Source organism: Imperialibacter sp. (assembly GCF_040222815.1).
Taxonomy (GTDB): domain Bacteria; phylum Bacteroidota; class Bacteroidia; order Cytophagales; family Cyclobacteriaceae; genus Imperialibacter.
In genome coordinates this window covers 89,823-115,271 of the sequence record NZ_JAVKCH010000015.1, presented here as the reverse complement: position 1 = coordinate 115,271, position 25,449 = coordinate 89,823, and the positions used below count along the sequence as shown (strand labels likewise).

The following is a 25,449-nucleotide window of genomic DNA, read 5'->3' as shown; positions in this document are numbered from 1 at the left end:
CTCATTAATCAAAAATTGGGTAGCAGTCGAAATCACTAACTTTGAAATTTTATACAATGCTAAAGTTGGGATTTTATAAATCCAAAGATTGCGTCATAAATTTTACCCAATCCAAATAATCAGGCACTTTTCAGGCACTTTTTCAAAAGTTTCTTTGGCTTTTGGATATGCCTGACGTCAAGATAGTACACAACGGTGCCAGGATGTGCTACTCGTACCTGAGCACTCTAACGGGATTTCGCCTCGCTGCGTTTAAGCTAATGACAGAAACGGTCAGCACAATGACACTTGCGACCAGAAGCCCGGCTGCCCCAAACGACCACCAACTGATACCGGCCTTGTAAGCGAATGCTGACAGCCAGGCATCGATGGCAGCAAAAGTGATAGGTGTGGCAACAAGAACCGACAACCCAAGTATCACCAGCAGCCTTCTGTTGAGCAAAACGAGGATGCCGGAAATGGAGGCACCAAGCACCTTACGGATGCCAATTTCCTTGGTGCGTTGCTGAACCATGAAGCTGGTGAGTCCATACAAGCCAATGCAGGCCACCAGAATGCTCAGTATGGAAAAGAAATTGATGGCACCAAGGAGGCGCTTCTCTTCGTTGTAAAAGCGGGCAAATTCATCGTCAAGAAAGGTATAATTAAATGCCGCTTCTGATTCCATGTTTTCCCACTTTCCCCTGATAGCGTCAAGCGTCGTGGAGTAGTCGTTTCCGCTGAGTCGTACGGCAATGTTCCAGCCGTTCATGCGGTTGAGAATACATAGTGCAGGTTGCACTTGTTTGTGAAGCGACTGAAAATGAAAGTCTTTTAACACACCAACAATGTGGAGCGGCTGGCTGTCGTCGCCCCATATCTTAACAGTACGGCCCACGGGGTCGTCGTAGCCGAGGCCTTCTGCGAGGGTTTCGTTGATCACCACACCAGTGCTGTCGGAGGCGAATTTTGTGTCAAGAAACCTTCCCGATGTAACGCCGATATTGTACACGTCGCTGAATTTATCGTCAACCGTAAAGTAGGTGGACATTACACCGCTTTCGTTGACAGTGCCACCTTCAGGCACCGCATAGTAGGAGTTGTTGGTGTAACCGTCGCCAAGGGCGTCCATGCCGGCTGAGGATGTTACTACATTGGGCACCGTGGCCAGCTCCTGAAGAAATGCTTGTTGCTGTTTGAAGATCGCTGAGTTTTGACTGACCCGCATCACCACCACCTGCTCCTTGTCAAAGCCAAGGTCTTTGCTCAGCATAAACTGATTTTGTCTGTAAATGAGGAGTGAGCCGGCAATAAGGCACACCGTTACTACAAACTGGAAAGAAATAAGCAGCTCTCTGAAGGTTCGACTTCCTTTGCCTTTTAATAGCCTGCCTTTTAGCGACTCCACCGGACTCCACGACGACATCACCAGCGACGGGTACAAGCCCGAGAACAGGGCTGTAAAGACAAACACTGAGACTAGCAGGATAATGCCACTTTGTTCCTGCCAAATGCTGATGTAGATGCTTCTACCGGTTAGTTCTGCAAAAAGAGGCTTGCCGATGTCGGAAAGGGTGGCACCCATTCCCCACGCAAGCGAGACGATTATGACTGCCTCAAACAAGAACTGCCACCTTAGCTGGGCCGATGACGCACCCATGCTTTTTCTAACACCTACCTCCTTGGCTCTTTTCATCGACTGTGCCGTGGAGGCGTTGACAAAATTGATGCAGGCCATCAAAAGAGTTAGCAGCCCAATTACACCAAGTGTTTTTATAGTGGATGGGCTGCCAAACTGGAAGCCATCCATGAAATCGAAATTGCCTGCCTGGAGGTAAATGTCGGCAACAGAGATTAGCCTTGGGTGATCCTTCACTAGCTGGTAGTCGGCTTTGGCGTACACACCTTCAATTTGCTTTTCGAGCGTTCTCGTGTCGGCTGATAGAGTACTCTTGATATAGGTGTAAACTGACAGCTTGTACCATTGTGAAATAAGTTGCCCGTCGGTGGTTTTGATTTCCCAGGGCACTATTGCACTGATTTTCATGTGACTGTCGGGGTAGTCCTTGATGATGCCAGTGACTTTCAATGGCACTTCAAAGTCACCGGTTAAGCGAAGCGTTTGGCCAATGGGGTCAGTGCTGCCGAAATATTTGCTTGCAAGCGTTTCTGTTATAATGACAGACGATGGATCGCTGAGCGCTGTGTTGGGGTCGCCTTTGAGGAGCTCAAAATCAAAAAACTGAAAGAAGTGCTTTTCTGCCATAAGCACATCGCTGGAGTACTTTTGGTCGCCGATTTGGACTGAAGACCGGATGTTGCGGACATTGATGACATCGCTGACGGAAGCAAGTTGGCCTTTGAGTAATTCAGCGTCTTGTCTGGTGGTCAGGCCCACGTTTCTGCTGCCTTCACCCTTCAAATCCTCATTCCAATACAACAAATAGGTATTGCTGGCCTCCTGCTGAAACGCATCAACTTTGAGCTCACCAATAATAAATGCCCCAATGGTGATGGCGGCTGTGATGCCAACAGCCAATCCAATAATGTTTAGCAGTGAGAAAGTTTTGTTCCTGACAAGGTTGCGGTAAGCAATCAAAAGGTAGTTTTTGATCATAGCATTTCTTTGTCAAGTTGTAAGGCCAAGGGAATGCCATTTTTATAAATGACTGAAAGTCAATTGATTGTGTATTATTGAGACACGCAGGCCTGTTTCAAAATGAAACAGCCCGTACATTATTTTGACTCGTCGAGAAATTTGATCAGCTCTTTATGTGATAGTAGCAGTGCATCCATTACCTCCAGCAAGTTTTCATAATCGTCGGCAATGTTTTTAACGTCACGGGAGATGTCACTTGATTTCGACATTTTGAATTTGTGAAACTGCCTGAACCCCTCAAGTATTTTCTGCATGTCATCGGACTGGCTCATAAAACGCTCCAGCCTCGCCCTGTTGTCGATGAGTTCTGCTTTCAGGTGAGCTGTTGCTTCCTCCGCCGGAATGGGTGCAGCTTCGTTGGGTAAGCCCATTTTTTCTAATTCCTCCTGGATCGCCGCTGAGTTCGACAAGTCTTTTTCAAGGAGGTCCGAGAGCTCAATGTTAAATAATTTTACAATTTTGAGGACATTCTCAAGTCGGGGCTCTGCGGTTCCTTTTTCGTAACTGGCAATATTACCCCTGTTGAGGGCAATCCTTTCACCGAGCTGCTCCTGGCTCAGCCCAGCTTTCTTTCGTAAAAATTTCAGGTTGTCAGCGAAAAACTTCATTTTTGTAAAAAATATTCACATTTAGATCAATGGCCTCGTTGTTTTTCACAACAATTGTGTACTTTTGGGTAAATTTATGTAAAAAAATTAAACATTTTCTATTAACAGTCGTTAATATTAGTGTTATGAATTTTACAAAACATCAAATTAATCGATATATCAATCCTATTAACACTTCTTCTAGTCAATTTTTTCCTTAGCGATATAGTCGGCCACGAGCGCCGTGTCGGGCATGCGATATAAAGCAACCGGTAGGATGATTAAAATTATTTCTGACTTAAAAGAAGACGCCATGACTACTACAGAGAAAACCAGGAATACTAATTCGAAAAAGAAGGACTTTAAGAAGCTAGGGTTTTCTGCCCTCGACACTATAGAGATCACCCAAGGTCTTAACCAGCTATTGGCCAATTACTCAGTGCATTACCAGAAGCTAAGGAACTTCCATTGGAATGTGAAAGGAAACGATTTCTTTCGGCTGCATGAGAAGTTTGAAGAGTTGTACGATGAGGCAAGAGGGCACATTGACGACATAGCCGAGCGGATTCGGGTTTTTGGTCAAATGCCCATGAGTACGATGGGTGAGTATATCGAAAATGCCGAAATCAAAGAAATCAGGAAGGAGCTTCCGGCCAGGGAAATGGTAGTGGAAGTTTTGCTCGACATAAGAATCCTGCTTTCCGACATGCACAGTGTGGTGCACACCGCTCAGGAAAGTGATGACACCGGAACGGAGGATATGCTCACTAGCTATATTCAGGGGTTGGAAAAGCACCACTGGATGCTTAGTGCATGGTTGAACGAAAAATGGGAGGTTAAATGAGTAGCTTACAAACTCACTCAAGGGTAGCTATTTTCATTTACAGCCGTGCAAAGGTGCGAGACAGGAAGCTACTGGCAAGGGCAGAGGCGCTTAATGTCAAGCTAAAAAAAATAGACATTGATGCGGAAAAACTCACGTCGACCCATTTTGCAAGCCTTGCCTCTGATATGACGGTGGATGTTTGCGACCTTATCGACCCCAGGATTATTGAGGGGTACAAAATTTCTGACACGGAAGGTACTTTAAAGTTAATCAACAAGAATCCGGAATTACTCAAGACGCCGATTGTGGTGACTTCTGAACGTGTCAAATACATCGGGGACTATGGGGATCTGGAGGCAATTGATCAGCTGTTTTCACCGTCAGTAAAGAGTAATCTGTAACGTAAAAAACAATCCATGCAAAGGAAAGAAAATTATATAATGGTGCCGTTTGATTTTCAGGCTGAATCAAAAATGGCATTGAAAGCTGCCCTCAGGATCGGTAAAACTTTGGGGATGCGAATAGAAGTCATACAATTCAAACCGATTGAAAGCGCTGCTTTTCTGCCGAACGTGGGCTTGATGGCAGGGTATGGAGCGGCATTTCCTCAGGTGGTGAAAACGGAGCTGAAATTTGAAGGAATGGATGAATTTTTGAGGGTATTGGAAGAGATGAATGCCTTGCACAGAGATATTCATTTTCATCAGATTGAAGAGTCGCCCGAGGCAGGAATCAAAGAATTCATGCACGATTATGATCCGTCGTTGTTGGTGATACATAAAGAGGCTTTCAAAGGAAGTAATCCTTTGACGGGCTCAGTCGTTCAGCGAATTATCAGGCATACCAATGTGCCAGTGCTGGCGCTGGAGGGTTCTGTGCTTCCCGAATCGTTCAAAAATATTGTGCTACCCACAGATGTCAGCCGATTTCTTCCTACTGAGGCCGACTTCATCAGTCACTGGGTTGACTCATTTAACTCCACTGTTCACTTGCTCAACGTAGTGCACACAGATTTAATAGATGAGGAGGAAATAAAGTCAAAAATGCAAAAAGTAGCGCTTGAACTTGGGTTTGAGAAGTTCTTTGTCAATGCCACACACCATGATAAGGAAGTCGAAGCCATTGTTGAATTTAGCGAGCAGGTAGATGCCGATCTCATCATGATGAAGACCTACGATAAGACTGGCCTTGAACGCTTTTTATTTGGGAGCATCACCGAAGATGTTGTGAAAGCGCCGTCACCAGCCGTTTTGGCTGTTAATGTTTCGATGAATTAAACAAAGCGAGGGATTCTACTTAATGCATTGGCTGGACATACTCATTTTCTTTATTTACATGGTAATCATGCTGGGGATAGGTTTCTTCTTCCTCAGGCAAAACAAAAGTGACGACGACTATTACGTAGGAGGGCGGTCCATGGGCAGCATGCACGTGGGCCTTAGCGTGGTGGCTACCGATGTTGGCGGTGGCTTTTCTATTGGGCTGGGTGGTCTTGGCTTCACAATGGGAATTTCAGGATCGTGGATGCTGTTCACGGGCCTGATTGGTGCCTGGCTTTCAGCTGTGGTACTTATTCCCAAGGTAAGCAAAATGTCGAAGCTTGAGGGACTTTATACCTTTCCACAGATTTTCGGACTTTTCTACAACAAAAAGGTTGCTTTGCTGGCAGGCATCATTTCTGCCATAGGGTATCTCGGTTTTACGAGTTCTCAAATGTTGGCTGGTGCTAAACTCGCCTCGGCCACGTTTGTTGACCTTGATCTCATGACTGCACTGTTCGTTATGGGGGTAATAGCAGTGGTATACACTGTCATGGGCGGCTTGAAGGCAGTGATCTACACTGATACTGTTCAGTGGATTATTCTCATGGCCGGTTTGATCTTCATCGGTATTCCGATGGGTTATCACGCCATTGGAGGATATGACGCCATTGTTCAAACCCTTCCACCCGAGTTCCTGCGCTGGGACAACCTTACCTGGCAAATGCTGGTGAACTGGGCTGTGACCATCATCCCCATTTGGTTTGTCGGGATGACTTTGTACCAAAGGATATATGCTTGCAAAGGGCCTAAGGAGGCCCAAAAGGCCTGGTTTATTGCAGGTCTTTTCGAGTGGCCGATTATGGCAATCATGGGCGTTGTTTTGGGCCTTTTCGCCAGAGTGGCGGCGGAGCAAGGGATGTTTGATGCCTTAGGTTATGCAGGCGCAGGAACCATGGACGAAGAAATTGGGTTGCCTTTACTCCTAAGAGACATTCTGCCGGTGGGTTTACTTGGCTTGATGATGTCAGCCTATTTCTCGGCTATTTTGTCAACGGCCGACAGTTGTTTGATGGCTGCCTCGGGTAATATTGTTACCGATATCCTGGGAGTTAAATCGACCTCAGAGGCTACTTCGAAGTCAACACTGCGGATGTCGCAGTTGATTACGCTGGGCGTGGGTGTTGCGGCGCTCATCCTTGCCAGCACTATGGAGAACGTGCTTGAACTTATGCTTTACTCTTATGCGTTTTTAGTTTCAGGACTGTTGGTTCCGCTGGTGGCAGCGCTATTTGGTGCCAAAGTTTCCAGCACGGCAGCCTTTTGGTCGATGCTGGTTGGTGGCGCTACTACGGTCGGTTTAAGCATTGCGCCTATTGATCTTCCTCTTCAGCTAGATCCGAATGTGTTCGGCATTTCGGCTTCAGCAGCCATTTTTGTCATATTAAATTCAGTTACTACTAAAAAAACCTACGCTCATGATAAGCTATGAACTTCTCACACCTGGCCTCACTGTTGGCATGAACCAACGCATGCTAATTGCGGCATTTCTGCACAAGCACCTGGATGAATTTGGAGATGAAAAAGAGGATATTCTGAAATGCATTGACTATGCGCTTGACGATAACCTGAAGCCAGGCGGATTTGCGCTGGTAGCTCACGACAATGAGAAAGATAGGATAGTTGGGACTGTGGTGGTAAACCGAACCGGCATGGAAGGTTACATACCCGAGAACATCCTTGTATACATTGCCATGCACAAAGATTACCGTGGGCAAGGCATTGGTAAGCAGCTCATGCAGAAGGCCATTGATTCCGCTGACGGAAACATTGCCTTACATGTAGAACCGGAAAATCCTGCCGTACACTTGTACAGGAAGCTAGGCTTTACCAATAAATACCTGGAAATGAGGTTGGTGAAAAGCTGAACCTCCTATTTTAGTTAAATTTGAACAACACCAACCCGTCTGCTGAGTTATACTCAGTGGATTTATCATTTTAAGATGGCTTATATTACACTCAACAGAACCAAGCTCAAACACAATTACGACTTCCTCAATGCGAAGTTTGAACAGAACGATATTGAGTGGGGAGTTGTATCCAAGTTGCTCTGCGGCAACAAAACTTTCATAGAAGAACTGATTAAGCTGGGTACGAGGGAGATTCACGACTCCAGAATAGGTAACCTGAAGGTGGTGAAATCCATTAATCCCGATGTCCAAACTGTTTATATAAAACCCCCAGCAAAAAAAAACATATTGAAGATTGTCAAATATGCTGACGTTAGCTTCAATACTGAGTACGCCACCATGCAGCTATTGTCAAAAGAGGCAATGAGGCAGGGTAAAGTGCACAAGGTGATTATTATGATTGAGATGGGCGACCTGAGAGAGGGCGTTGTGGGCGATCACCTGCTGGAGTTTTATGAGCAGGTATTTGAGCTGCCTAACCTTGAAATTGTCGGACTGGGCACCAACCTCAATTGCCTGAACGGTGTGATGCCGTCTCCTGATAAGCTGGTTCAGCTAAGCTTGTACAAAGAGCTGGTGGAAACCAAGTTCAACAAGAAGATTCCGTGGGTGTCAGGGGGAACTTCTGTTACTTTTCCTTTGCTGCAACGAAATCTGCTACCAAAAGGAGTTAACCACTTTAGAATTGGTGAGACGCTGTATTTCGGAGCCGATTTGTTCACAGGCGGCACAGTGGAAGGCATGCAAACGGACGTTTTCAAGCTCTACACACAGATTATAGAACTCACACAAAAGCCAAAAACCCCTGAGGGCGAGCTGGCAGAGAACCCATCGGGCGAAGTTTTTGAAATTAGGAAGGAAGACATAGGTAAGACGTCTTACAGGGCGATAGTTGATATTGGCCTGCTGGAGATTGCGCCCGATTTTATGATACCAGAAGAAAAAGGCGTTACCGTGATAGGAGCAAGCTCAGACATGCTGGTGCTTGATTTGGGGAATTCCGACCGGAATTATCAGGTGGGAGACATAGTGACTTTTCAGATGAAGTACATGGGCGTGCTGGGCGTGCTCAACTCCGACTACATTGAAAAATACGTGGTTGAGTAACCTTGCTATGAACTTACCTTTTCTCCAAATACCCAACTGGGCTTGAGCATGACCCGCTTGAGTCCAAACTTCTTTATCGACACTTTTTCGATATATTCAACGGCTTCCTCCACTGAATCAGTCACCAGGAACAAATCCAGGTCTTCGGGTGATACGGTCTTTTCCTTCACCATGTGATCCAACTGGCTAACCAGGTGGCTCCAATAGTCTTTGCCAAACAACACCAGCGGAAATCCCTTAATTTTTCCAGTTTGTATCAGCGTCAACGTTTCAAAAAGCTCATCCATGGTGCCTGCACCGCCCGGCATCACCACAAACCCGTAGGAGTACTTTAGCAAAAGCACCTTTCGCACAAAGAAGTAGTTGAAGTTGACTACAATGTCCAGGTACGGATTGGCGTGCTGCTCGTGTGGGAGCACAATATTGCAGCCAATCGTTTTACCACCAACTTCTTTAGCGCCCCTGGGTGCGGCCTCCATAATGCCCGGGCCACCTCCCGTCATCACCGTAAATCCTGCCAGGGCCAATTGCTGGCCGAGCTCCTGTGCGGCCTTGTAGGCGGGGTGATCCTCCTCAAACCTGGCAGAGCCAAAAACTGTGATGCATGGCCCTGTAAAGTGCAACGCCCTGAATCCACGAATAAACTCAAGTGCCACTTTTACGATATACTTAAATTCCCGCCATCGGGTACCGGGCCCCTCTAAAAACTTCTTTTCGTTATGGTTATTAGTATCGGTGTTGTTCTCCATCATTGATCAAATAAAATCGCCTTCAATCACAATTGTATTGGCTCTATTTTTAAATTCTCCGTCATTAGCCCATACACTCAACCGTGAATATGACTATAAAATTTCCCTCCAGACTTATATTTTCTGCTTTTTCACTTGCCTTGCTGGCCGGTTGCGGCGACAAAACAACGGATACCAGCGAAAATAAGCAAGACAGCACAGCCGCTGGCAGAGCACCAGTAGCCATGACAGCTCCGAAACTTGAAGATACATTCAAAGCCGAAATCGATGCACTGTCGGCCCACCCGCAGGTAAAAGAGGCCTTCCAGTTCATTGAAGACTATGACGAGCAAACCATCAAAACACTTATCACTCTTACCGAGATTGAAGCGCCTCCTTACAAAGAAAAGAACCGAAGCGATAAATATTTGTCGCTGCTGAAAGAAGCGGGTGCCGATTCAGTTTGGCAGGATGAAGTGTGGAATGCATTCGGCTTGGTAAAAGGAACAAAAAGAGGGAAGGTGCTGGCGTTTTGTGCTCACCTCGACACGGTTTTCCCGGAAGGCACCGATACCCGGGTGCAGCAATCGGGCGATACACTAAAGGCTCCGGGTATTTCGGATGACACCAGGGGGCTAGCCATCCTTATCACCATTATGAAGGCCATTCGAAAAGCAGGCATTCAGCCAGAAAATGATATTTTGTTTATTGGCAATGTAGGAGAAGAGGGGCAGGGCGATTTGCGTGGAGCCAAGTATCTTTTTGGGCCTAACGGGCCTAAGATTGACGCCTTTATCTCTGTGGACGGCAGTGGCCATGAATCGGTTACTAACCAGGCCCTTGGGTCGCACCGGTACCGGATTACATTTGAGGGCCCCGGAGGACATTCGTGGGGTGCCTTTGGTTTGGGCAATCCTCACCATGCACTGGGTAGAGCCATTACCTATTTTACGGATGAAGCTGACAAGTTTACCCGTGGTGGGCCAAAGACAAACTACAACGTAGGCGTTATCTCGGGTGGCACGTCGGTCAATTCTATTCCATTTGAATCCATCATGGAGGTGGACATGCGTTCCGAGAGCCCTGAAAGCCTTGTTAAGGTAGATACCATTCTGCAGCAGGCGGTTCGCAAGGCATTGGCAGATCAGAATAAACTCAAAAGGCATGGGCCCGATTTGACAGTCAAAATCGAGATGATCGGCGACCGCCCTTCTGGAGAGCACCCCGAAAGCATGGCCATCGTCCAAAGGGGTATAGCTGCCACACAGTTTGTAGGCGGCAGGCCGACCTTAAGGAGAGGCAGCACCGATTCCAATATTCCGATTTCAAAAGGAATACCCGCCATCACGATTGGCGGCGGAGGCATGGGTAGAAACGCTCACTCCCTTGATGAATATTTCATCAACAAGGACGGCGTGCTGGGAATCAAAAGAGCGCTGCTGATTGTGTTGGCTGAAGTGGGTATTAATGACGAAATGAGGATTGAATCAAGATAGACGATTCTTGTAGTCCTCATAACCAAACTCTCTTACGAGTTGGAACGAATTATCTTCTTTCCAAATACCAATAGACGGGTGGGGCACACCATTAAAGGTGGTAGTTTTCACCATCGTGTAGTGGATCATGTCCTCGAAAACGATCAGATCGCCAGGCGCTAGTTCTTTTTCGAAAGAGTATTCGCTCATATAATCGCCGGCCAGGCAGCTCATGCCTCCCATGCGGTAGGTGGGTTTGCCTTTTTCCGGATCCATTTTGGCTCCTCTGATTCTTGGCTTGTAGGGCATTTCCAGGCAATCGGGCATGTGGCAGGTAAAAGAAGCGTCCAGGATGGCTGTTTTTACACCGGAGTTTTCTACTACATCGAGAACAGTAGATACCAGGTCGCCGGTTTCCCAGGCCACGGCACTGCCAGGCTCCAGGATGACTTCTACTCCCCATTTTTCTCTGAAGGCTTTCAGAATAGAAACGAGGTGGGCAGTATCATATCCTTTTTTGGTCATCAGGTGCCCGCCCCCCATATTCACCCATTTTACCTGGGGAATCAGGTGACCAAACTTCTCTTCGAATGCCGTAAGTGTATTTTCAAGCGTGAACGAGGTGGATTCGCACAAGACATGGAAATGTAGCCCCTCAATGCCTTCTGGCAGCTTGTCGCCAAAGTGCGCAGCGGTCATGCCCAGGCGGGAAGTAGGCGACGACGGATTGTACAAATCGGTTGTTACCTCTGAGTACTCTGGGTTGACCCGAATCCCGCATGAAATCTTTTCAGGATAGGCTACAACTTTGTCTTTGAATCGTTCATACTGGCTCAGCGAATTGAAAGTAATGTGACTACTCATCTTCATGATTTCGTCAAATTCCTGATCACGGTAGGCTACAGCATATGTGTGCGACTTTGTCTTCATCTCCTCAAAGCAAAGCCTGGCCTCAGAGAGCGAACTTGCAGTGGCTCCTTTCAAGTATTGCCTTACCAAAGGAAAAGCGCTCCACATGGCAAAGCCTTTGAAGGCCAGAATGATGCTGATACCGGCCCGCTCCTGCACGTCGTTCATTAGCTCAAGGTTTCTGCGGAGCAGCGACTCTTCCAGCAGATAGCAGGGTGAAGGTATTTTTGAGTAGTCAATCATGGTCACTTGGTCGTGTAAAACAGTAAAGGGCAAGCCTTGTGCCTTGCCCCTTTTATCTTTTAATAAAGCTAAAGCTTAGTCCATTTCAAGATCCACATCATGCAGCTCATGCCATGGTAAGCCCTGCTTGTTCATTTCTTCCATGAAGGGATCAGGGTTGAACTGCTCCACGTTGAACACACCAGCGCCGCCCCACTTGCCTTCAAGCACAAGCTTGGCTCCAATCATAGCCGGTACGCCGGTGGTGAAGGAAACGCCCTGTGCCTTGGTTTCACGGTAGGCATCGGGGTGTTTGCAGTTATTGTACACGTAATAGGTCTTCTCAGCACCATTTTTTATGCCACGCACCCTGCAACCAATAGATGTCTCGCCTTTGTAGTTTTCTCCAAGATCCCCAGGATCAGGCAATACGGCTTTTAAAAACTGAAGGGGCACGATTTCCATTCCGTTGTAGTTGATTGGCTCAATGCTGCCCATGCCTATGTTCAGAATCACTCTGAGGTGAGTCAGGTAGTTGTCGCTGAAGGTCATCCAGAAGCGGGCTCTTTTCATCGTGGGAAAGTTTTTCACCAGCGACTCGAGCTCCTCATGGTAAATCAGGTAAGACTTCATCGGCCCGATGTTCGGATAGTTGATATCCTTCCCTATTTCATGCGGTTTTGTTATTTTCCACTTGCCATCTTCAAAGAACTTTCCTTCCTGCGTTACTTCCCGAATGTTTATTTCAGGATTGAAGTTGGTTGCAAAAGCCTTTCCGTGGTCTCCGGCGTTACAATCAACAATATCGAGGTAGTGAATTTCATCAAAATAATGCTTGGCGGCGTAGGAAGTGAAAACACCTGTAGCGCCAGGATCGAACCCACAACCTAGTACAGCTGTTAGCCCGGCAGCTTTGAATTTTTCCTGATACGCCCATTGCCAGCTATACTCAAACTTGGCTTCTTCCTTAGGCTCGTAGTTTGCTGTGTCGAGGTAGTTTACTTTGGTTTCCAAACAAGCATCCATGATAGTAAGATCCTGATAAGGAAGCGCCACATTGATGACAATATCAGGGCCGAAACTATTGATTAGCTTCACCAGCTCAGGCACCACGTCGGCATCTACTTTAGCAGTTTGTATGCTTATACCCACGTCTTTTTTTATGTCAGCGGCAATGTCATCACACTTGGACTTGGTTCTGCTGGCGAGCATGATTTCAGTAAACACACTTGAATTTTTGGCGCATTTGTAAGCCACCACTCGACCGACTCCGCCGGCACCAATAATGAGTACTTTTCCCATCTTATATCTTATTACAGGTTAATTGCTTGAACTGCAAAAGTAGCACATGCGGAAATGTATTAAAAACGCTGCGATCAATATTCTGACTCGTGGCAATTTTGCCGGAGAAAGGAGGAAGAAAGTGTGGGGTATAAACAAGAAAAACCGGAGCGTAAACCCCGGTTTCCATAGCTGGTAGTTATAATTGTCAATTAGTCCATCAAAACGCCAACCTGAACTCTTGAGTGGGCGCTCACATAGTATCCGTCGTAAAGAAATTCCGACAAAAGCTCTGTTAATTGTTTTTCTGAAGCATCTTTCTTGAATGTGGCAAAACAGTAGGAAGCCTCTATCCCCAGTACTTCCAGTTCTGGCATTTTTGCTTTTATCCGCACAATCTTTTGCTCCATGTAGGCAGCATTGGAGTTTTCAAGCAAGGGGAAGGCTATATTGACTTTGTCGCCAGAGTAGCTCACATTCAATTTGGCAGGGAAACGTACACCAAGTTTGGCTAGCTCATGGTCTATCACTCTTGTGCTTTCGCCGTTTTCCAAAAGGGCAGTTCTTTTTTCGAAAAGAGCATCAACCTTCGAGTGGTCACTTACAGTGCTTTGGGCCATAAGAATGCCATTGAAGGCAACAAGGCAAATGATTATCAGTACTTTTTTCATAGCGGTTGTGTTATAATGTTATTTATTGTAGTCGTGAAAATGCAATGGTGTAGAAAGCTCTTAAACAATGTCATCACCAGGGAGCCATTTTTGGGCTGCGATTCGTTGATGACCAGATAGTTTTTTTCGTTAACCATGATCAAATGTACCAGGCGGATTTCCATTTTTAAAATCCGCTCATTTCGAAGCACAAAAATGCATGTGGCATTGAAAACCAGTATTCAGGATTTTGCGAAAACGACAACTTTACACTGAAAACATTACATCATTTGTGACCCCATGGAGCGCATAAAACTGCTTCAGCTGCTTCAAACGAGGGATATGATTTGTTTTTGCTCATTTATTTCCACCTTTTATTACCTGAACCAGAAACTTTCAAATAATACGCAAGCCGTAGAGGGCCGGATTGCGGAATTATTGCTTATTGAGTTACTTTTGCGCACCTGATTTTAACATGACGACACAAAACATCGAGACCCGCTTCAATCAACTTGCCGATGATCTTTCTGAAAATGGATACGGCATCATCGAGTCCTTTCTCAGCGATGAGGAGGTAAAGGACATCTTGAGCGTTTTGGATGACTATCAGGAAGCTGGTGATTTAAAGAGAGCTGGCATAGGGCAGGCTGAAAATCATCAGGTTGACAGATCGCAGCGGGGAGACTTGATCAGGTGGATAGAGCCTGAGAAAGCGAAGGACCCCACCCAGGTGTATTTGGATAGGATGCGGGAGCTGATGCGGTTTATCAACAGAACGTGTTTTCTAAGTCTGAAAGATTTTGAGTTTCATTACACGCTTTACCCCGTTGGCACTTTTTACAAACGGCATTTGGATCAGTTCAAGCAGGACGACCACCGGAAGCTGAGCGTCATTTGTTATCTAAACTTCGATTGGAGTGAGGCGGACGGCGGACAATTGCGGATGTACAAACCTGTCGGAGCCGATGAGCAGGCAATAGACGTGCTGCCAGTGGCAGGCAGAATGGTTTGTTTCAGAAGTGATTTACTGGAACACGAAGTATTGCCCACAGCAAAAGAAAGAAAAAGCCTGACCGGATGGCTGCGTGATCAGCTACTCGATGTGCCGTTTTAGTGAGAGACGAAAAAATAGGCGCCGGCTGTTTTTAAGTTTCCGTCATAGAGCTTTGTTTCAAATCGTTCCTGTTTTTTGTTTTCGAGCGTTCGTGGATCTACATGCCTGACATCGATGGAAACATTTCCATCTTCATAAATTCTAACCTTCAAGTAGTTGTATAAATAGCCGCTGCCAACTGGATTGTCAATCATTTTGTTCTCAGAAAAAGTGATGAACGCTTTGCTATTCCTCGCAGCATTCCTGCCGAAGTACTCAAAAAAGTCTATGTTCATTCCTCCCACTATGTCGGGTGCATTTTCGACTTTCTTTTCATCCACATAAAAGTCGCATTTGGCATAGTAGAAAGTGCCTTTCACGTCATATCCTCTCTTAAAGGTTTCCAAAAGCTCTTCAAAGGTTAGCAAAGGACTATTTTGAGCAAATGCGGGAGCAACAGATGTAAAAAATACCAGGGTGATAAACAGCAGCCTTTTCATAGATGGAGAATTTGAATGTAAATTAAACTATTAATTACACTTTTCAGATATACACAGGAAGCTGGTTGTCGTTTAACGCTGCCTTTTGCGGACGAGGAGAAAAATGTCAGTCCACAGCCACAATAGAAACATGAGAAGTGAAATGCCACTTACAGCGTGATGAAGACAACGTGCGGAAGATGCCGGAAAGTACTTGACGATGATCAGCTTATTTAAATAGAGTCATTGCAGTTGCGCTCGACTGAGTACACGTGATCGGTGCGGCTGGTTAGTTCAAGGGGTTGTAAAAATTCTGAAAAATAGGAAATTAAGGGAATCCCTTGCTCGACAATTACGTTCTTCGAATTAGCTAAATCTCCTATTTTATGACCGATCTTTTGGCTGCCCGCTCACAAATGGCAGTGTCACTGGGTTTTCACATCATATTCTCCTGTATTGGAATGGTCATGCCTTTTCTCATGGCATTTGCCAACTACAAGTGGCTCAAGACAGGTCAGGAGGACTACCACCGATTAATGAAGGCCTGGGCTCGAGGTGTGGCTATCTTTTTTGCGGTAGGGGCAGTGTCGGGTACTGTGCTCAGTTTCGAGCTGGGGCTGCTTTGGCCGGGATTTATGGAACACGCCGGGCCGATCATTGGCATGCCTTTTTCGCTGGAAGGAGCAGCGTTCTTTCTGGAGGCGGTAGCACTTGGCCTGTTTCTATATGGTGAAAAGGTGCTAAAGCCCTGGGTGCACTTTACCTCGGGGGTATTCGTTGGCATTTCCGGGGTGGCATCTGGCATTCTGGTGGTAGCGGCCAATGGCTGGATGAATAGCCCGTCAGGTTTCGACTGGGTAAACGGGCAGGCGTTGAACGTGGACCCTATAGCTGCTATGCTAAACGAGGCCTGGTTCACTCAGGCTTTGCATATGACGTTGGCGGCTTTTGTGGCCACGGGATTTGGCGTGGCTGGGGTGCATGCCTGGCAATATTTAAAAGACAGAAGCAAATTGCTCCACCTCCGGGCACTCAAAATAGCACTCGCATTCGGAGCGGTGGCCGCTTTTTTGCAGCCGTTTAGCGGCCATCTTTCAGCGGATGATGTGGCACACAGGCAGCCGCTGAAGCTGGCAGCAATGGAGAGCCATTTTGAAACGGAGATAGGTGCTTCATTTGTGATTGGAGGGATTCCCGATGAAGAAAAAGGAGAAGTGAACTATGCGATCAAGATTCCTTACCTGCTGAGCATACTGGCATTCACTGATCCGATGGCTGAAGTAAAAGGGCTTGATGCATTTCCAAGAGACGAATGGCCGCCTATAGCCATAGTGCATTTTGCGTTTCAGACTATGATAGCGATAGGGGTGTTGCTCATGTTAATTGGGGTGATTTTTCTTTTCGGCCAATGGAAGAAACCGCTGCTGGTTCAAAGCTCCTGGTTTCTCAAGCTGTTGGCTTTCGCCACTCCATTAGGCTTTTTGGCTGTGGAGGCTGGTTGGGTGGTGACTGAGGTAGGAAGGCAGCCGTGGATTATTTATGGCATTATGAAAACAGCAGATGCCGTAACACCTATGCCAGGGATAGCATACTCATTTTATGTGACCACATGTATTTATTTGGTACTGGCCATTTTAGTCTTTTGGTTAATGGGGCGGCAAATCACCGTGTTCAACGCGGAAAAGGAGGTAGCTCATGTTTGAGTGGGTTGTGCTGGTACTGGTTATTTCGCTTTTACTTTATGTTCTGCTGGGCGGTGCTGATTTTGGTGCAGGCATTCTGGAACTGTTCTCGCCGAAAGAAAAGTTTGATGAACTGAAAGCCACCACTTACCAGGCCATTGGGCCGGTGTGGGAGGCTAATCATGTGTGGCTCATTATTGTCATCGTTATTTTATTCAATGGCTTTCCTTCCGCCTTCAAAGTCATTTCCATCTACCTGCATATCCCGCTTTTGTTGATGCTGGTTGGCATCATTGTCAGAGGAACGGCCTTTGTGTTCCGGCATTATGATGCAGTTCAGGGCAGCTCTCAAAAGGTTTATTCCAGGATGTTTGCCTGGTCAAGCCTGATCACGCCGTTTTTTCTGGGGATTATTGCTGGCGCCATAGTGCTGGGCAGAATGCCCGTTGAGGTTGACAACTTCCATCAGGCGTTCGTGGCACCATGGCTCAACTGGTTCACAGTCGCAGTTGGGATTTTTACTTCATCACTCTTTGCTTTTTTGGCCGCTACATTTCTAATACCTGAAATCGAGGACCGGAGCACCAAAGAGCTTTTTCGTAAGAATGCTTTGCTAACCAATATTTTGGTAGTAGTAACGGGGGGACTAGTGTTTGTGGCAGGGCTGGTTGAAAAAATTGACTTTCCCCGATTATTCTTTTCCCACCCTTTTGGTCTTGTCAGTGTCATTCTTGCCACGGTAGGCCTCTTGGTACTGGCTGTTACGTTGAGGAAGAAGTGGGATCAGCTTTCGAGACTGCTGGCGGGACTACAGGGAAGCTTAATTGTGCTGGGCTGGCTGGCACTTCAGTACCCTAACCTGATTGTTTTTATTGATGGGACAGTGATAACTCTTGAGGCAGCGGCAGCTCCGGAGCTGGTGATATCAATTTTAGGCACGATGTTGGCTGTTGGTGTTGTGCTAATATTACCAGCATTGGCTTATTTGATATGGGTTTTTAAGTATCGCAAAGGTTTGCGGTAATTTTTTTCAACAAATCAGGCATTCCGTTAAACTTTTTTCAATAAATTTACGTCTGTATTGAAACAGGAGAAATCAAGAAATTAACAATATGCTAATGAGCTCTTGATTCTGCACATAAAAAAAAGGGGCTAACTTTGCCCCTGATAGTAGAATCCTCTCATTAATAAAGAGTGTAGTTTAAGTAGGTATGTGTTCTGAGCACCTTCGGCTTTTGGCCCAAGGTGCTTTTTATTTGCTCCAATGTAACTGAGATTTTTTCATTTTCACAACTCTTTTTCTGAAATTTTATCAAAGCAATCGTTTGAAAAGTTGGTTATATAACTATTCTTCGAAATCTTATAAAAATTGCTTGCCGGGGCCGCCAGAGTTTGATGTTCAGGCTTTATAGTTGCCTGATGCCGCCGGTTGATGTGATCAATTATTCTCGTTTTGAGTCCGGCGTTGCAGTTGAACCTGTTGTGGTGAGCTCCGCCGAGTTGGGAGAAATTACAGAGGCAGCCACAACCTATTTATCAGAGACACAGCCACATCTGGCGAAATACGACAATTAATAAAGTTTTCGGTAGTGCCCGACGGGTGTTCATAACTTAACCAGCCTGAAGGACTGTAGAGAGCCATTTATAGGGAAGTGCAGGATGTATACCCCTGAAGGATACGAAACCAGGTCAATCATGAGCTCACCCGAAGCAACAGTTATCTTTGGATTTATCTCCTGTCCGGCGGTGTTGTAAATTTTCACATGCGACGGATTGAAGCTATTTGAACCCCTTAACTTGAACCGGTTGCCTGAGGGATTGGGGTAGATTGTCAGGTCGCTGGATAGCGTAAAGTCAACCTTTTCAACGTCGGAGTATGAAATTGTGCCGTCAAAGTCAGTTTGCTTTAATCTATAAAACGATTTTCCCGGGTAGGGTTGATGATCAACAGCCCGGTAGGTTTGCTTTTCGGAAGTAGTGCCAACTCCTTTTACCTGAAGGATTTCCTGCCAAATTTGGGCATCAATTGAGCTTTCGACCGAAAAGAAGTCATTATTTAGCTCCGATCCGGTGGCCCACTCTAAAGTAACCTGGCTATTTGCAGCTGTTGCGGAAAAGCTTAGCAACTCAACGGGCAGCGGCACCGAAACATCGGTGTTGCCTAAGCTGAACCTGTCCCCATCTTGAAGCGACACTCCGGAAAAAACGGCGATTTTATTAGAGACGGTTCCCGCCAGCGGTGTTACGTCATTTGTAGAAAAATCCCCGTCTCTGTCAACAAGTAATCTTAAATTAGAGCCGAGCGGACTTCCGCCTACTCCGCTGAAGTCGAAGGAGATGGAAACGGTACCTACGTCACCTGTTTTAGCCACTATCCAGTTTCTTGACAGCTTTTCTTCGATAACGGTTCCGTCAACGTCAGTGCCAACTGCTTTGGTTGTTGAGCTAATGGAGGCATTATCGTGGCCCCAAAACATGAATTCTCCGTCATCCAGGTCACTGGGGTTCCACACACGAAGTATGCCTGATCCACGGGCATCTGTGTGTACTGAACCGTCGGCTGCCCTTCCAATGCCGGCTACCTCAAAGTCGTAGTCTCCATTTCCCGGATCATCCATGGTGTATACATCATTTCCGGAAGCAGAAATATCAATATCATATTTTGCAGATAAGTAATTGTCGATAATTATTCTTTGTGCAGTATTTACCTCGCCGTCGTACATAGCTATTTCGGCAATGTCTCCGGTCAGGTGGAATCCGCTGCCTGTTGTTGGCCCGGCATCTCTTCTCGCACCTATTAGCACTTCTGCCGTTGGCACCTGCCCTGTTCCAATACCAACTCCAACAAAATCCGCACCCTCATTTGTCCAGGAGTCTCGTGTTGCAGTGTTGTTGGTGTGCGAGCTTACAAACCAGTCATTTGTGGCCACTACTGACCCGACCGCCAGGTTGCCACCGATGAACGAAGAGAAGCGTGACGTACCGGTGTCGTCATCAATAGTATACTGGTACTGTCTTGTCCCTCCTGTGGAGGTTGCTTTTGAGAAAAACGTTCCCTGGGGAGTTGCTCCGGCAACATTATACACAATAAAAAAAGACCAGCTATCCGTACCGGGAATTAAGTTGAGGCCGGCTGGGGTGCCAAGGTTCAAAAAGTCTCCTCCATCGAAACTTACCGATGGGAGCGAGGTGTTTACTGCATTGGCATTAAATGTCGGTTCCTCTGTTCCCACACCGCTTGACACTGCGGTCAGGCCGTTTCCCGACACATCCGGCCAACTTGTGACCGCCACACCATCAGACAGGCTCAAATCATTTGCTCTGAGCCACAATTGGTTATTGTTTTGATTGCCAACTCCACCAGGCCCGGCATTTCCCGTGATAAAACTTCCCGTTGGTGTAACAGGGAAGGCACCGCAATTACTGGAGCATGTGAAACTAAAATCGGCACATACCTGATCGAGACTCCCACCATTAAAGAATTGAATGGTGGGGTCAGCACCCCCGTTGCCAAGGTTTACGATACCGCTGCCACAAAGTGTAGCATCTGTCCAGTCGATATAAATATCATCTGCACCAAAGGAAGTATTATCGATGATGGTAACACTATTTCCGGAGAGGATCAAGTCGTCTGTATTGGTGAAATTAGCAGTTGCAGCTAGTTCGAAGTAACCCAGGTTAACGATATCTTCTGTTACTGTTAAAGTGCCCCCGTTTTCAACCAGTGTATAGCCTTCAACCATTACCTCTTCACTTGAGGTGAGCGTTCCTCCGTTGGCAACGACAATATCTCCCGTGTGGTAAAACATTTGATCGGTAGAGCCGGTAAATGCACCTACATTGGCTCTGGCCAGGTTGGCAGGGGATTGAGAACACCCACCATTGTCGTCAACATTGTCAATAGTAATAGTGTGGCCATTTTGGATAACAGCGTTGTCGGTTCTTTTCGGAAACACGCCCGCTCCCACAGCACCGCTTGATCCATCGGGAGTAAACGACCAGCTGGAATTGGATTCCCATGCTCCGGAAGCAAAAGAATAGAATGTGCGTGACGCATTGAACTCCCCACTAGTGCTGTAAAATGTTGCGTTTTCACGTTGATTGTTGTACTCAGTTTCGATCCAGCTAGCGCTGAATACCTCATTCGACAGCCGGGCGTGATCCAGGTCGCCATTCCAACCCTCGTTCCGGGCTGCATTTGCTCTACCATCGTTGCCAATGTCAAGGTAGCTTTCCAGTGTACCTAATCCACCATATGCCTCGGTGTGCTCCAATTGACCATTAACATACACAGAACATGTGGTGCCATTCCAGGTAAGGGCTACATAATTCCATACATCGACCGCTAAAGTGACAATCCCCTGCTCAAGACTGTGATTGTTTCCCAAACCCAGATCCAGGCCTCCAGCGTTGTCGTCGGAGTATAGTTGAATCCGGTCTGCAAAACCGTTTGGGTTTGAGGTGTGGCCAAACAGGTATTTTTCGTTTCCGAGAAAGTCAGGAGTGCGGGCCCAAATTGACACCGTACCGCTGGTTGTAGAAATAGAAGCTGAAGGGATTTGCACATAGTCATTTTTCCCAAAGTTCTGCCCGTCAGCAATTAAAGCTGGCGATGTGTCGGTGCTTCCTGTATTTGTTCCCGCAGTTCCGCCAGTAGCATCACTGAAGTCGTCGTTGAGAAAATAGACAGCGTCAAAATCTGAGTTCCATACACTGGTAACAGAGGGGTCTGCTGACACTGAACAATTTCCATAGAACATGTAGATATCTGTATTAACTGTATTGCTCAGCGTGGGGATTCTTACCCAGGCCACATATTCGCCTGTCGCAGGATTATACGACTCAATTTGGTGATCCAGCAGGGTTGCACCTGCCTGGTCAGCACCAAAAATAATGTCGTAGCCAGTAGCATCTTCAACGTGTCCTCCGTTGCCTACCGATCTTAAATCCAAATCGGCGGTGGCTCCCATGAACCTGATCATGACGGGGAAGTCAGTTAATGGGCTTGCACCCATTACTTCAGATGCATCGATAGTAATTCGCTTGCCATAGCCAAACCCTTCAGTCTGGGAAAAGACTTCTGTTGAAAACGCAAGCAAGAAAAAAATAAAAAAAGCTCTACAGATATAAGACACTCGAGGTATAAATTAGGTATGTACCAAAAATTGAAACAACATCATTGCTGGCACTTTTTCTGTAAACAATTCACAATTGAATACAACTTTAACTTTGAAAGTAACCTTTTTGACCGTAGACTTCAAATTTTAGCCGCTAATAATAAACCTTACCGCCGACTACTTAAATTGATTTGACGACCTTCTTTTTAATTTCCCTACGTAAAACTTAACCATCAGTCATCTTGTAGCATTGCTTATGGCTTAGTGCAACCCTTTTATTTTATATCAGTCTATTTAGTTTACAATTGTGAAACATAGCTATTACTTTCATGTTAGTAAATCAAATAATTTGCAGACAACTCTGAATATCAATAAGTATGCAAAGAATCAACCTCGGCGAATTTGAAGAGCTTGTATTGCTGATAACGGCGGTGCTGCATGACAACGCTTATGGGATCAGTGTATTACAGGAAATAGAAGCTCAAACCGGAAGGCAGATCAATATTAGTGCAGTGCATTCGGCACTCGACAGGCTTGAGCAAAAGGGGTACCTGAAATCATACCTGGGGGGTGCGACGAATGAAAGAGGGGGGCGGAGAAAAAGGCTTTTTTCTGTAACGGCAAGTGGCGCAAAAGCGCTTTCGGACGTGAAGGAAATGCGCAACACGCTCTATGATCAGATTCCGAAGGTGACGTTGGATTTAAATTTTGTATGACCAAACAGCACTTACCGGAGCCACCCGGCTGGGCCTTGAAATTACTGCATTGGTACTGTAAGCCAAGCTACCTGGAAGCTATCGAAGGTGACCTCTACGAGCTTTTTGACTTGCGTTGCCAAAGCGCAGGCGAGAAAGTTGCAAGAAGAGGGTTTGCCTGGGATGTGCTAAGGTTCTTCAGGTGGAAATACATAAAAGGACTGGAAAACTCAAAACGACTAAATCAATTCGACATGTGGAAAAACTACTTTAAAATCTCACTGCGGAGCCTTTGGAGACAAAAGTTTTACTCCTCCATCAATATAATGGGCCTTTCGGTTGGCATAGCATGTTGCTTGCTTATCATCATTTACATCAAGCACGACCTGAGCTATGATAGGTTTTGGAAGGACGGTGACCGTATTTACAGAATTGCGATCAATGATCGTGGGCCTTACACACCCACACGGCTGGGTGCATTGCTGAAAAGCGACTATCCAGAGGTAGAGTCATACACGAGGCTCAATGGTCTTTATGATTTTTCGTTTGCGATTGGGGATAATGTCTTCTCGGAGCCGGGAGGCAGTCTGGCCGACTCCACAGTGTTTGATGTGTTTGATGTCAAGTTCATTGAGGGAACGCCGCAGGGAGCACTCTCCGAACCCAACACAGTCGTGTTGACGAAAAGTGTAGCTGAGAAGTATTTTCCAAACGAAAGTGCTGTTGGTAAGATCATTAAGTCGTCAGGTGACGCAGTGAAAGTTACGGCCGTGGTGGAAGATCCGCCGATCAATAGCCACATGCCGTTTAAATACCTGGTGGCAATGCCCCATGAGTATTGGGCCACTACCGGCTGGTGGACTGGCAACAATTTTTTTACATATGTAAAGTTGGTGGAAGGTGCTTCGGAAGAGGCCTTTGAGGCTAAGATGCTTGATTTTATGCGCAAGCATATGGCTAAAGACCTGATGGAAACCTACCACTTTGAGAACTTTGATGACTATCTCGCATCAGATGATTCCTATAGATTTACATTGGTGCCCATCCAAAGAATCCACCTGAACTATCCCAGGTTAACGCTGGCCGAAAGCGCTGGCTCCATGGACAACGTTTATATTTTTTCGGCGGTAGCCTTCTTTATTTTACTTATCGCCTGCATCAATTTTATCAACCTGAGTACGGCCCGATCGGGCAGCAGGTCGAAGGAAGTGGGCATACGAAAGGTACTTGGATCGGTGAGGGGTGAGTTGATCCGGCAGTTCATGGTAGAGTCGTTTCTCATCAGCATTTTTTCGCTCGGTTTGGCTATTTTGCTATCGCTCGTGGTGCTGCCGTATTTCAACGACCTTTCGGGAAAGCTGTTCCTGTCAACAGATCTTATCACCGTTGAAAATATGCTATGGTTGACGCTACTACTTACTGCCGTTGGCATCATTGCGGGCAGCTATCCTGCATTGTACCTTTCTTCATTTAAGCCAGTGGCTGCATTGAAAGGGGAGCTCAAGGCGGGTAAATCCGGGTCGTTTTTGAGAAAGGCCTTAGTGAGTTTCCAGTTTGCGATATCCATTTTTCTGGTGATTGCCACCGCAATTGTGTACCAGCAGATCAACCATATGACCAATCAGAAATTGGGCTTCAATTCGAGCAACACAATGGTGATCAAGGCCGGGTCAGCATTAAAAGACAGCGGCCCGTTTTTCAGATCGAAGCTCCTTGAAAGTCCAAACATCGAGAGCGTGGCTACAAGCACTACCTACCCATCACAGTTTATTGGCGACTGGGGTTATAGCACCGTGGGCGATGTGAAGGACAACTATAGTCTTTACACGATGTTTGCTGATAGCTACTATTTGGAAACCATGGGAGTGGAGCTGGCTCAGGGCAGGTTCTTTTCAAAAGAGCTGGCGAGCGACACTGCCTCTATTGTGCTGAATGAGGCTGCGGTAAGAGAACTGGGCTGGGACGACCCGATCGGTCAGCGGCTGGAAAGATCGGAGGGGGTATGGACGGTAATTGGTGTGGTGAAGGACTTTAATTTCTCCTCTCTTAAAAGAAAAATAGGAGGCCTGGCGATCAGGTACGACCCTGAAATTCACAAGACCAACTGGGGCTCTGCCTTTTACCTGGCGAGGGTTAATGGCAACTACCAGGAGACTGTCAACTACGTGAATGAGCTTTGGGGCACCACTGCCCCCGAGGAGCCGTTCGACTACGACTTCGTGGATCAGGCCTTTGCGAAGCTCTACGAGTCGGAGGCCAAGTTTGGAAAGATATTTACTGTTTTCTCGGCCCTGGCTATTCTTATCGCTTGTTTGGGACTGTTTGCCATGGCGGCTTACACGCTTGAGAAAAGGTTCAAGGAGATTGCTATCAGGAAGGTGCTGGGGGCCAGCGTATTTTCCATTACCACGCTGGTGTTGTCTGACTTCACGAAGCTGATTCTCTTAGGCTCTGCGATAGCCGTGCCTTTTGCGTTCTATGTGATGGAGCAATGGCTGCAAGAGTTTGCCTACCGAATGGAATTGGGCGTTTTAGTGTTTCTTATACCTGTTTTATCCGTTACGCTGTTAGCCTGGCTCACGGTTATTTATCAGTCGCTGAAAACAGCTACTGGCAACCCTGTTAACGCACTGAAACAAGAATAAGCTTTCTCAAAATTGAATAAAAAGGGGCCAACCAGCCCCTTTTTTGTTTTGTGGCCATTAAAGAGAGCAGGCGTCGCATCTTGCTG

General features: G+C 46.4%; 20 protein-coding genes. 12 read left to right on the top strand and 8 right to left on the bottom strand.

Annotated features, from left to right (window positions below; genetic code table 11):
• Positions 1–208 precede the first annotated feature (208 nt).
• Together RIF36_RS04995 and RIF36_RS04990 are read right to left on the bottom strand one after the other, a co-directional pair.
• Positions 209–2,596, bottom strand: a complete 2,388-nt coding sequence (locus tag RIF36_RS04995; RefSeq protein WP_350121567.1) for an ABC transporter permease — start codon at positions 2,594–2,596, stop codon at positions 209–211.
• 119 nt (positions 2,597–2,715) lie between these two features.
• Entirely contained in the window at positions 2,716–3,246 is a 531-nt protein-coding gene (locus RIF36_RS04990) for a helix-turn-helix transcriptional regulator (RefSeq protein WP_151998212.1), read from the bottom strand.
• 256 nt (positions 3,247–3,502) lie between these two features.
• On the opposite strand from RIF36_RS04990, the gene RIF36_RS04985 reads away from it, so the two are divergent.
• The 6 genes from RIF36_RS04985 to RIF36_RS04960 all read left to right on the top strand — a co-directional run bounded on the left by RIF36_RS04985 (position 3,503) and on the right by RIF36_RS04960 (position 8,387).
• Positions 3,503–4,069, top strand: a complete 567-nt coding sequence (locus tag RIF36_RS04985) for a Dps family protein (protein ID WP_350121565.1) — start codon at positions 3,503–3,505, stop codon at positions 4,067–4,069.
• Positions 4,066–4,452, top strand: a complete 387-nt coding sequence (locus RIF36_RS04980; protein WP_151998213.1) for an arsenate reductase family protein — start codon at positions 4,066–4,068, stop codon at positions 4,450–4,452. The genes RIF36_RS04985 and RIF36_RS04980 overlap by 4 nt, the downstream gene beginning before the upstream one ends.
• Positions 4,453–4,467: 15 nt before the next feature.
• A complete protein-coding gene (locus RIF36_RS04975; protein ID WP_350121563.1) occupies positions 4,468–5,328 on the top strand; it encodes a universal stress protein in 861 nt (286 codons plus the stop codon).
• Positions 5,329–5,350: 22 nt separating this feature from the next.
• Positions 5,351–6,802, top strand: coding sequence for a sodium:solute symporter family protein (locus tag RIF36_RS04970; RefSeq protein ID WP_350121561.1), 1,452 nt, complete (start codon positions 5,351–5,353; stop codon positions 6,800–6,802).
• Complete coding sequence (locus tag RIF36_RS04965; protein WP_350121559.1) at positions 6,789–7,238, top strand: GNAT family N-acetyltransferase; 450 nt, start codon at positions 6,789–6,791, stop codon at positions 7,236–7,238. Before RIF36_RS04970 ends, RIF36_RS04965 begins: the two co-directional genes overlap by 14 nt.
• Before the next feature lie 75 nt (positions 7,239–7,313).
• Complete coding sequence (locus RIF36_RS04960; protein WP_350076221.1) at positions 7,314–8,387, top strand: alanine racemase; 1,074 nt, start codon at positions 7,314–7,316, stop codon at positions 8,385–8,387.
• A 5-nt stretch (positions 8,388–8,392) separates the two neighbouring features.
• On the opposite strand, the gene RIF36_RS04955 is transcribed toward RIF36_RS04960, so the two are convergent.
• Positions 8,393–9,139: an LOG family protein gene (locus RIF36_RS04955; protein ID WP_350121557.1), complete on the bottom strand. Its 747-nt coding sequence runs from the start codon at positions 9,137–9,139 to the stop codon at positions 8,393–8,395.
• Positions 9,140–9,225: 86 nt separating this feature from the next.
• On the opposite strand from RIF36_RS04955, the gene RIF36_RS04950 reads away from it, so the two are divergent.
• Positions 9,226–10,611, top strand: a complete 1,386-nt coding sequence (locus RIF36_RS04950; protein WP_350121555.1) for a M20/M25/M40 family metallo-hydrolase — start codon at positions 9,226–9,228, stop codon at positions 10,609–10,611.
• Here the strand turns inward: RIF36_RS04950 and nspC are convergent.
• From nspC to RIF36_RS04935, 3 genes are all read right to left on the bottom strand, one after another.
• Complete coding sequence (nspC, locus tag RIF36_RS04945; RefSeq protein ID WP_350121552.1) at positions 10,603–11,742, bottom strand: carboxynorspermidine decarboxylase; 1,140 nt, start codon at positions 11,740–11,742, stop codon at positions 10,603–10,605. The two genes, RIF36_RS04950 and nspC, sit on opposite strands and share 9 nt — an antisense overlap.
• A 75-nt stretch (positions 11,743–11,817) precedes the next feature.
• Positions 11,818–13,023 carry a saccharopine dehydrogenase family protein gene (locus RIF36_RS04940; RefSeq protein ID WP_151998220.1) on the bottom strand — a complete coding sequence of 402 codons (1,206 nt, stop codon included), beginning with the start codon at positions 13,021–13,023 and terminating at the stop codon, positions 11,818–11,820.
• A gap of 191 nt (positions 13,024–13,214) precedes the next feature.
• A complete protein-coding gene (locus RIF36_RS04935) occupies positions 13,215–13,673 on the bottom strand; it encodes a hypothetical protein (RefSeq protein ID WP_350076230.1) in 459 nt (152 codons plus the stop codon).
• 454 nt (positions 13,674–14,127) lie between these two features.
• Here RIF36_RS04935 and RIF36_RS04930 point away from each other — a divergent pair, with 454 nt between their 5' ends.
• On the top strand, positions 14,128–14,766 hold the full coding sequence (locus RIF36_RS04930; protein ID WP_350121548.1) for a 2OG-Fe(II) oxygenase: 639 nt from the start codon (positions 14,128–14,130) through the stop codon (positions 14,764–14,766).
• Here the strand turns inward: RIF36_RS04930 and RIF36_RS04925 are convergent.
• Entirely contained in the window at positions 14,763–15,245 is a 483-nt protein-coding gene (locus RIF36_RS04925; RefSeq protein WP_151998224.1) for a VirK family protein, read from the bottom strand. The genes RIF36_RS04930 and RIF36_RS04925 overlap by 4 nt on opposite strands.
• A 365-nt stretch (positions 15,246–15,610) precedes the next feature.
• On the opposite strand from RIF36_RS04925, the gene RIF36_RS04920 reads away from it, so the two are divergent.
• Positions 15,611–16,927 carry a cytochrome ubiquinol oxidase subunit I gene (locus tag RIF36_RS04920; protein WP_350121545.1) on the top strand — a complete coding sequence of 439 codons (1,317 nt, stop codon included), beginning with the start codon at positions 15,611–15,613 and terminating at the stop codon, positions 16,925–16,927.
• A complete protein-coding gene (locus RIF36_RS04915) occupies positions 16,920–17,930 on the top strand; it encodes a cytochrome d ubiquinol oxidase subunit II (RefSeq protein WP_350121542.1) in 1,011 nt (336 codons plus the stop codon). The genes RIF36_RS04920 and RIF36_RS04915 overlap by 8 nt, the downstream gene beginning before the upstream one ends.
• A 580-nt stretch (positions 17,931–18,510) precedes the next feature.
• Here RIF36_RS04915 and RIF36_RS04910 read toward each other — a convergent pair.
• A complete protein-coding gene (locus tag RIF36_RS04910; protein ID WP_350121539.1) occupies positions 18,511–22,041 on the bottom strand; it encodes a DUF2341 domain-containing protein in 3,531 nt (1,176 codons plus the stop codon).
• A gap of 359 nt (positions 22,042–22,400) precedes the next feature.
• Between RIF36_RS04910 and RIF36_RS04905 the strand changes: the two genes are divergently transcribed.
• Both RIF36_RS04905 and RIF36_RS04900 read left to right on the top strand, forming a co-directional pair.
• Positions 22,401–22,739, top strand: coding sequence for a PadR family transcriptional regulator (locus tag RIF36_RS04905; RefSeq protein ID WP_151998228.1), 339 nt, complete (start codon positions 22,401–22,403; stop codon positions 22,737–22,739).
• A complete protein-coding gene (locus tag RIF36_RS04900) occupies positions 22,736–25,363 on the top strand; it encodes an ABC transporter permease (protein ID WP_350121537.1) in 2,628 nt (875 codons plus the stop codon). The genes RIF36_RS04905 and RIF36_RS04900 overlap by 4 nt, the downstream gene beginning before the upstream one ends.
• The last annotated feature ends 86 nt before the right edge of the window (positions 25,364–25,449 follow it).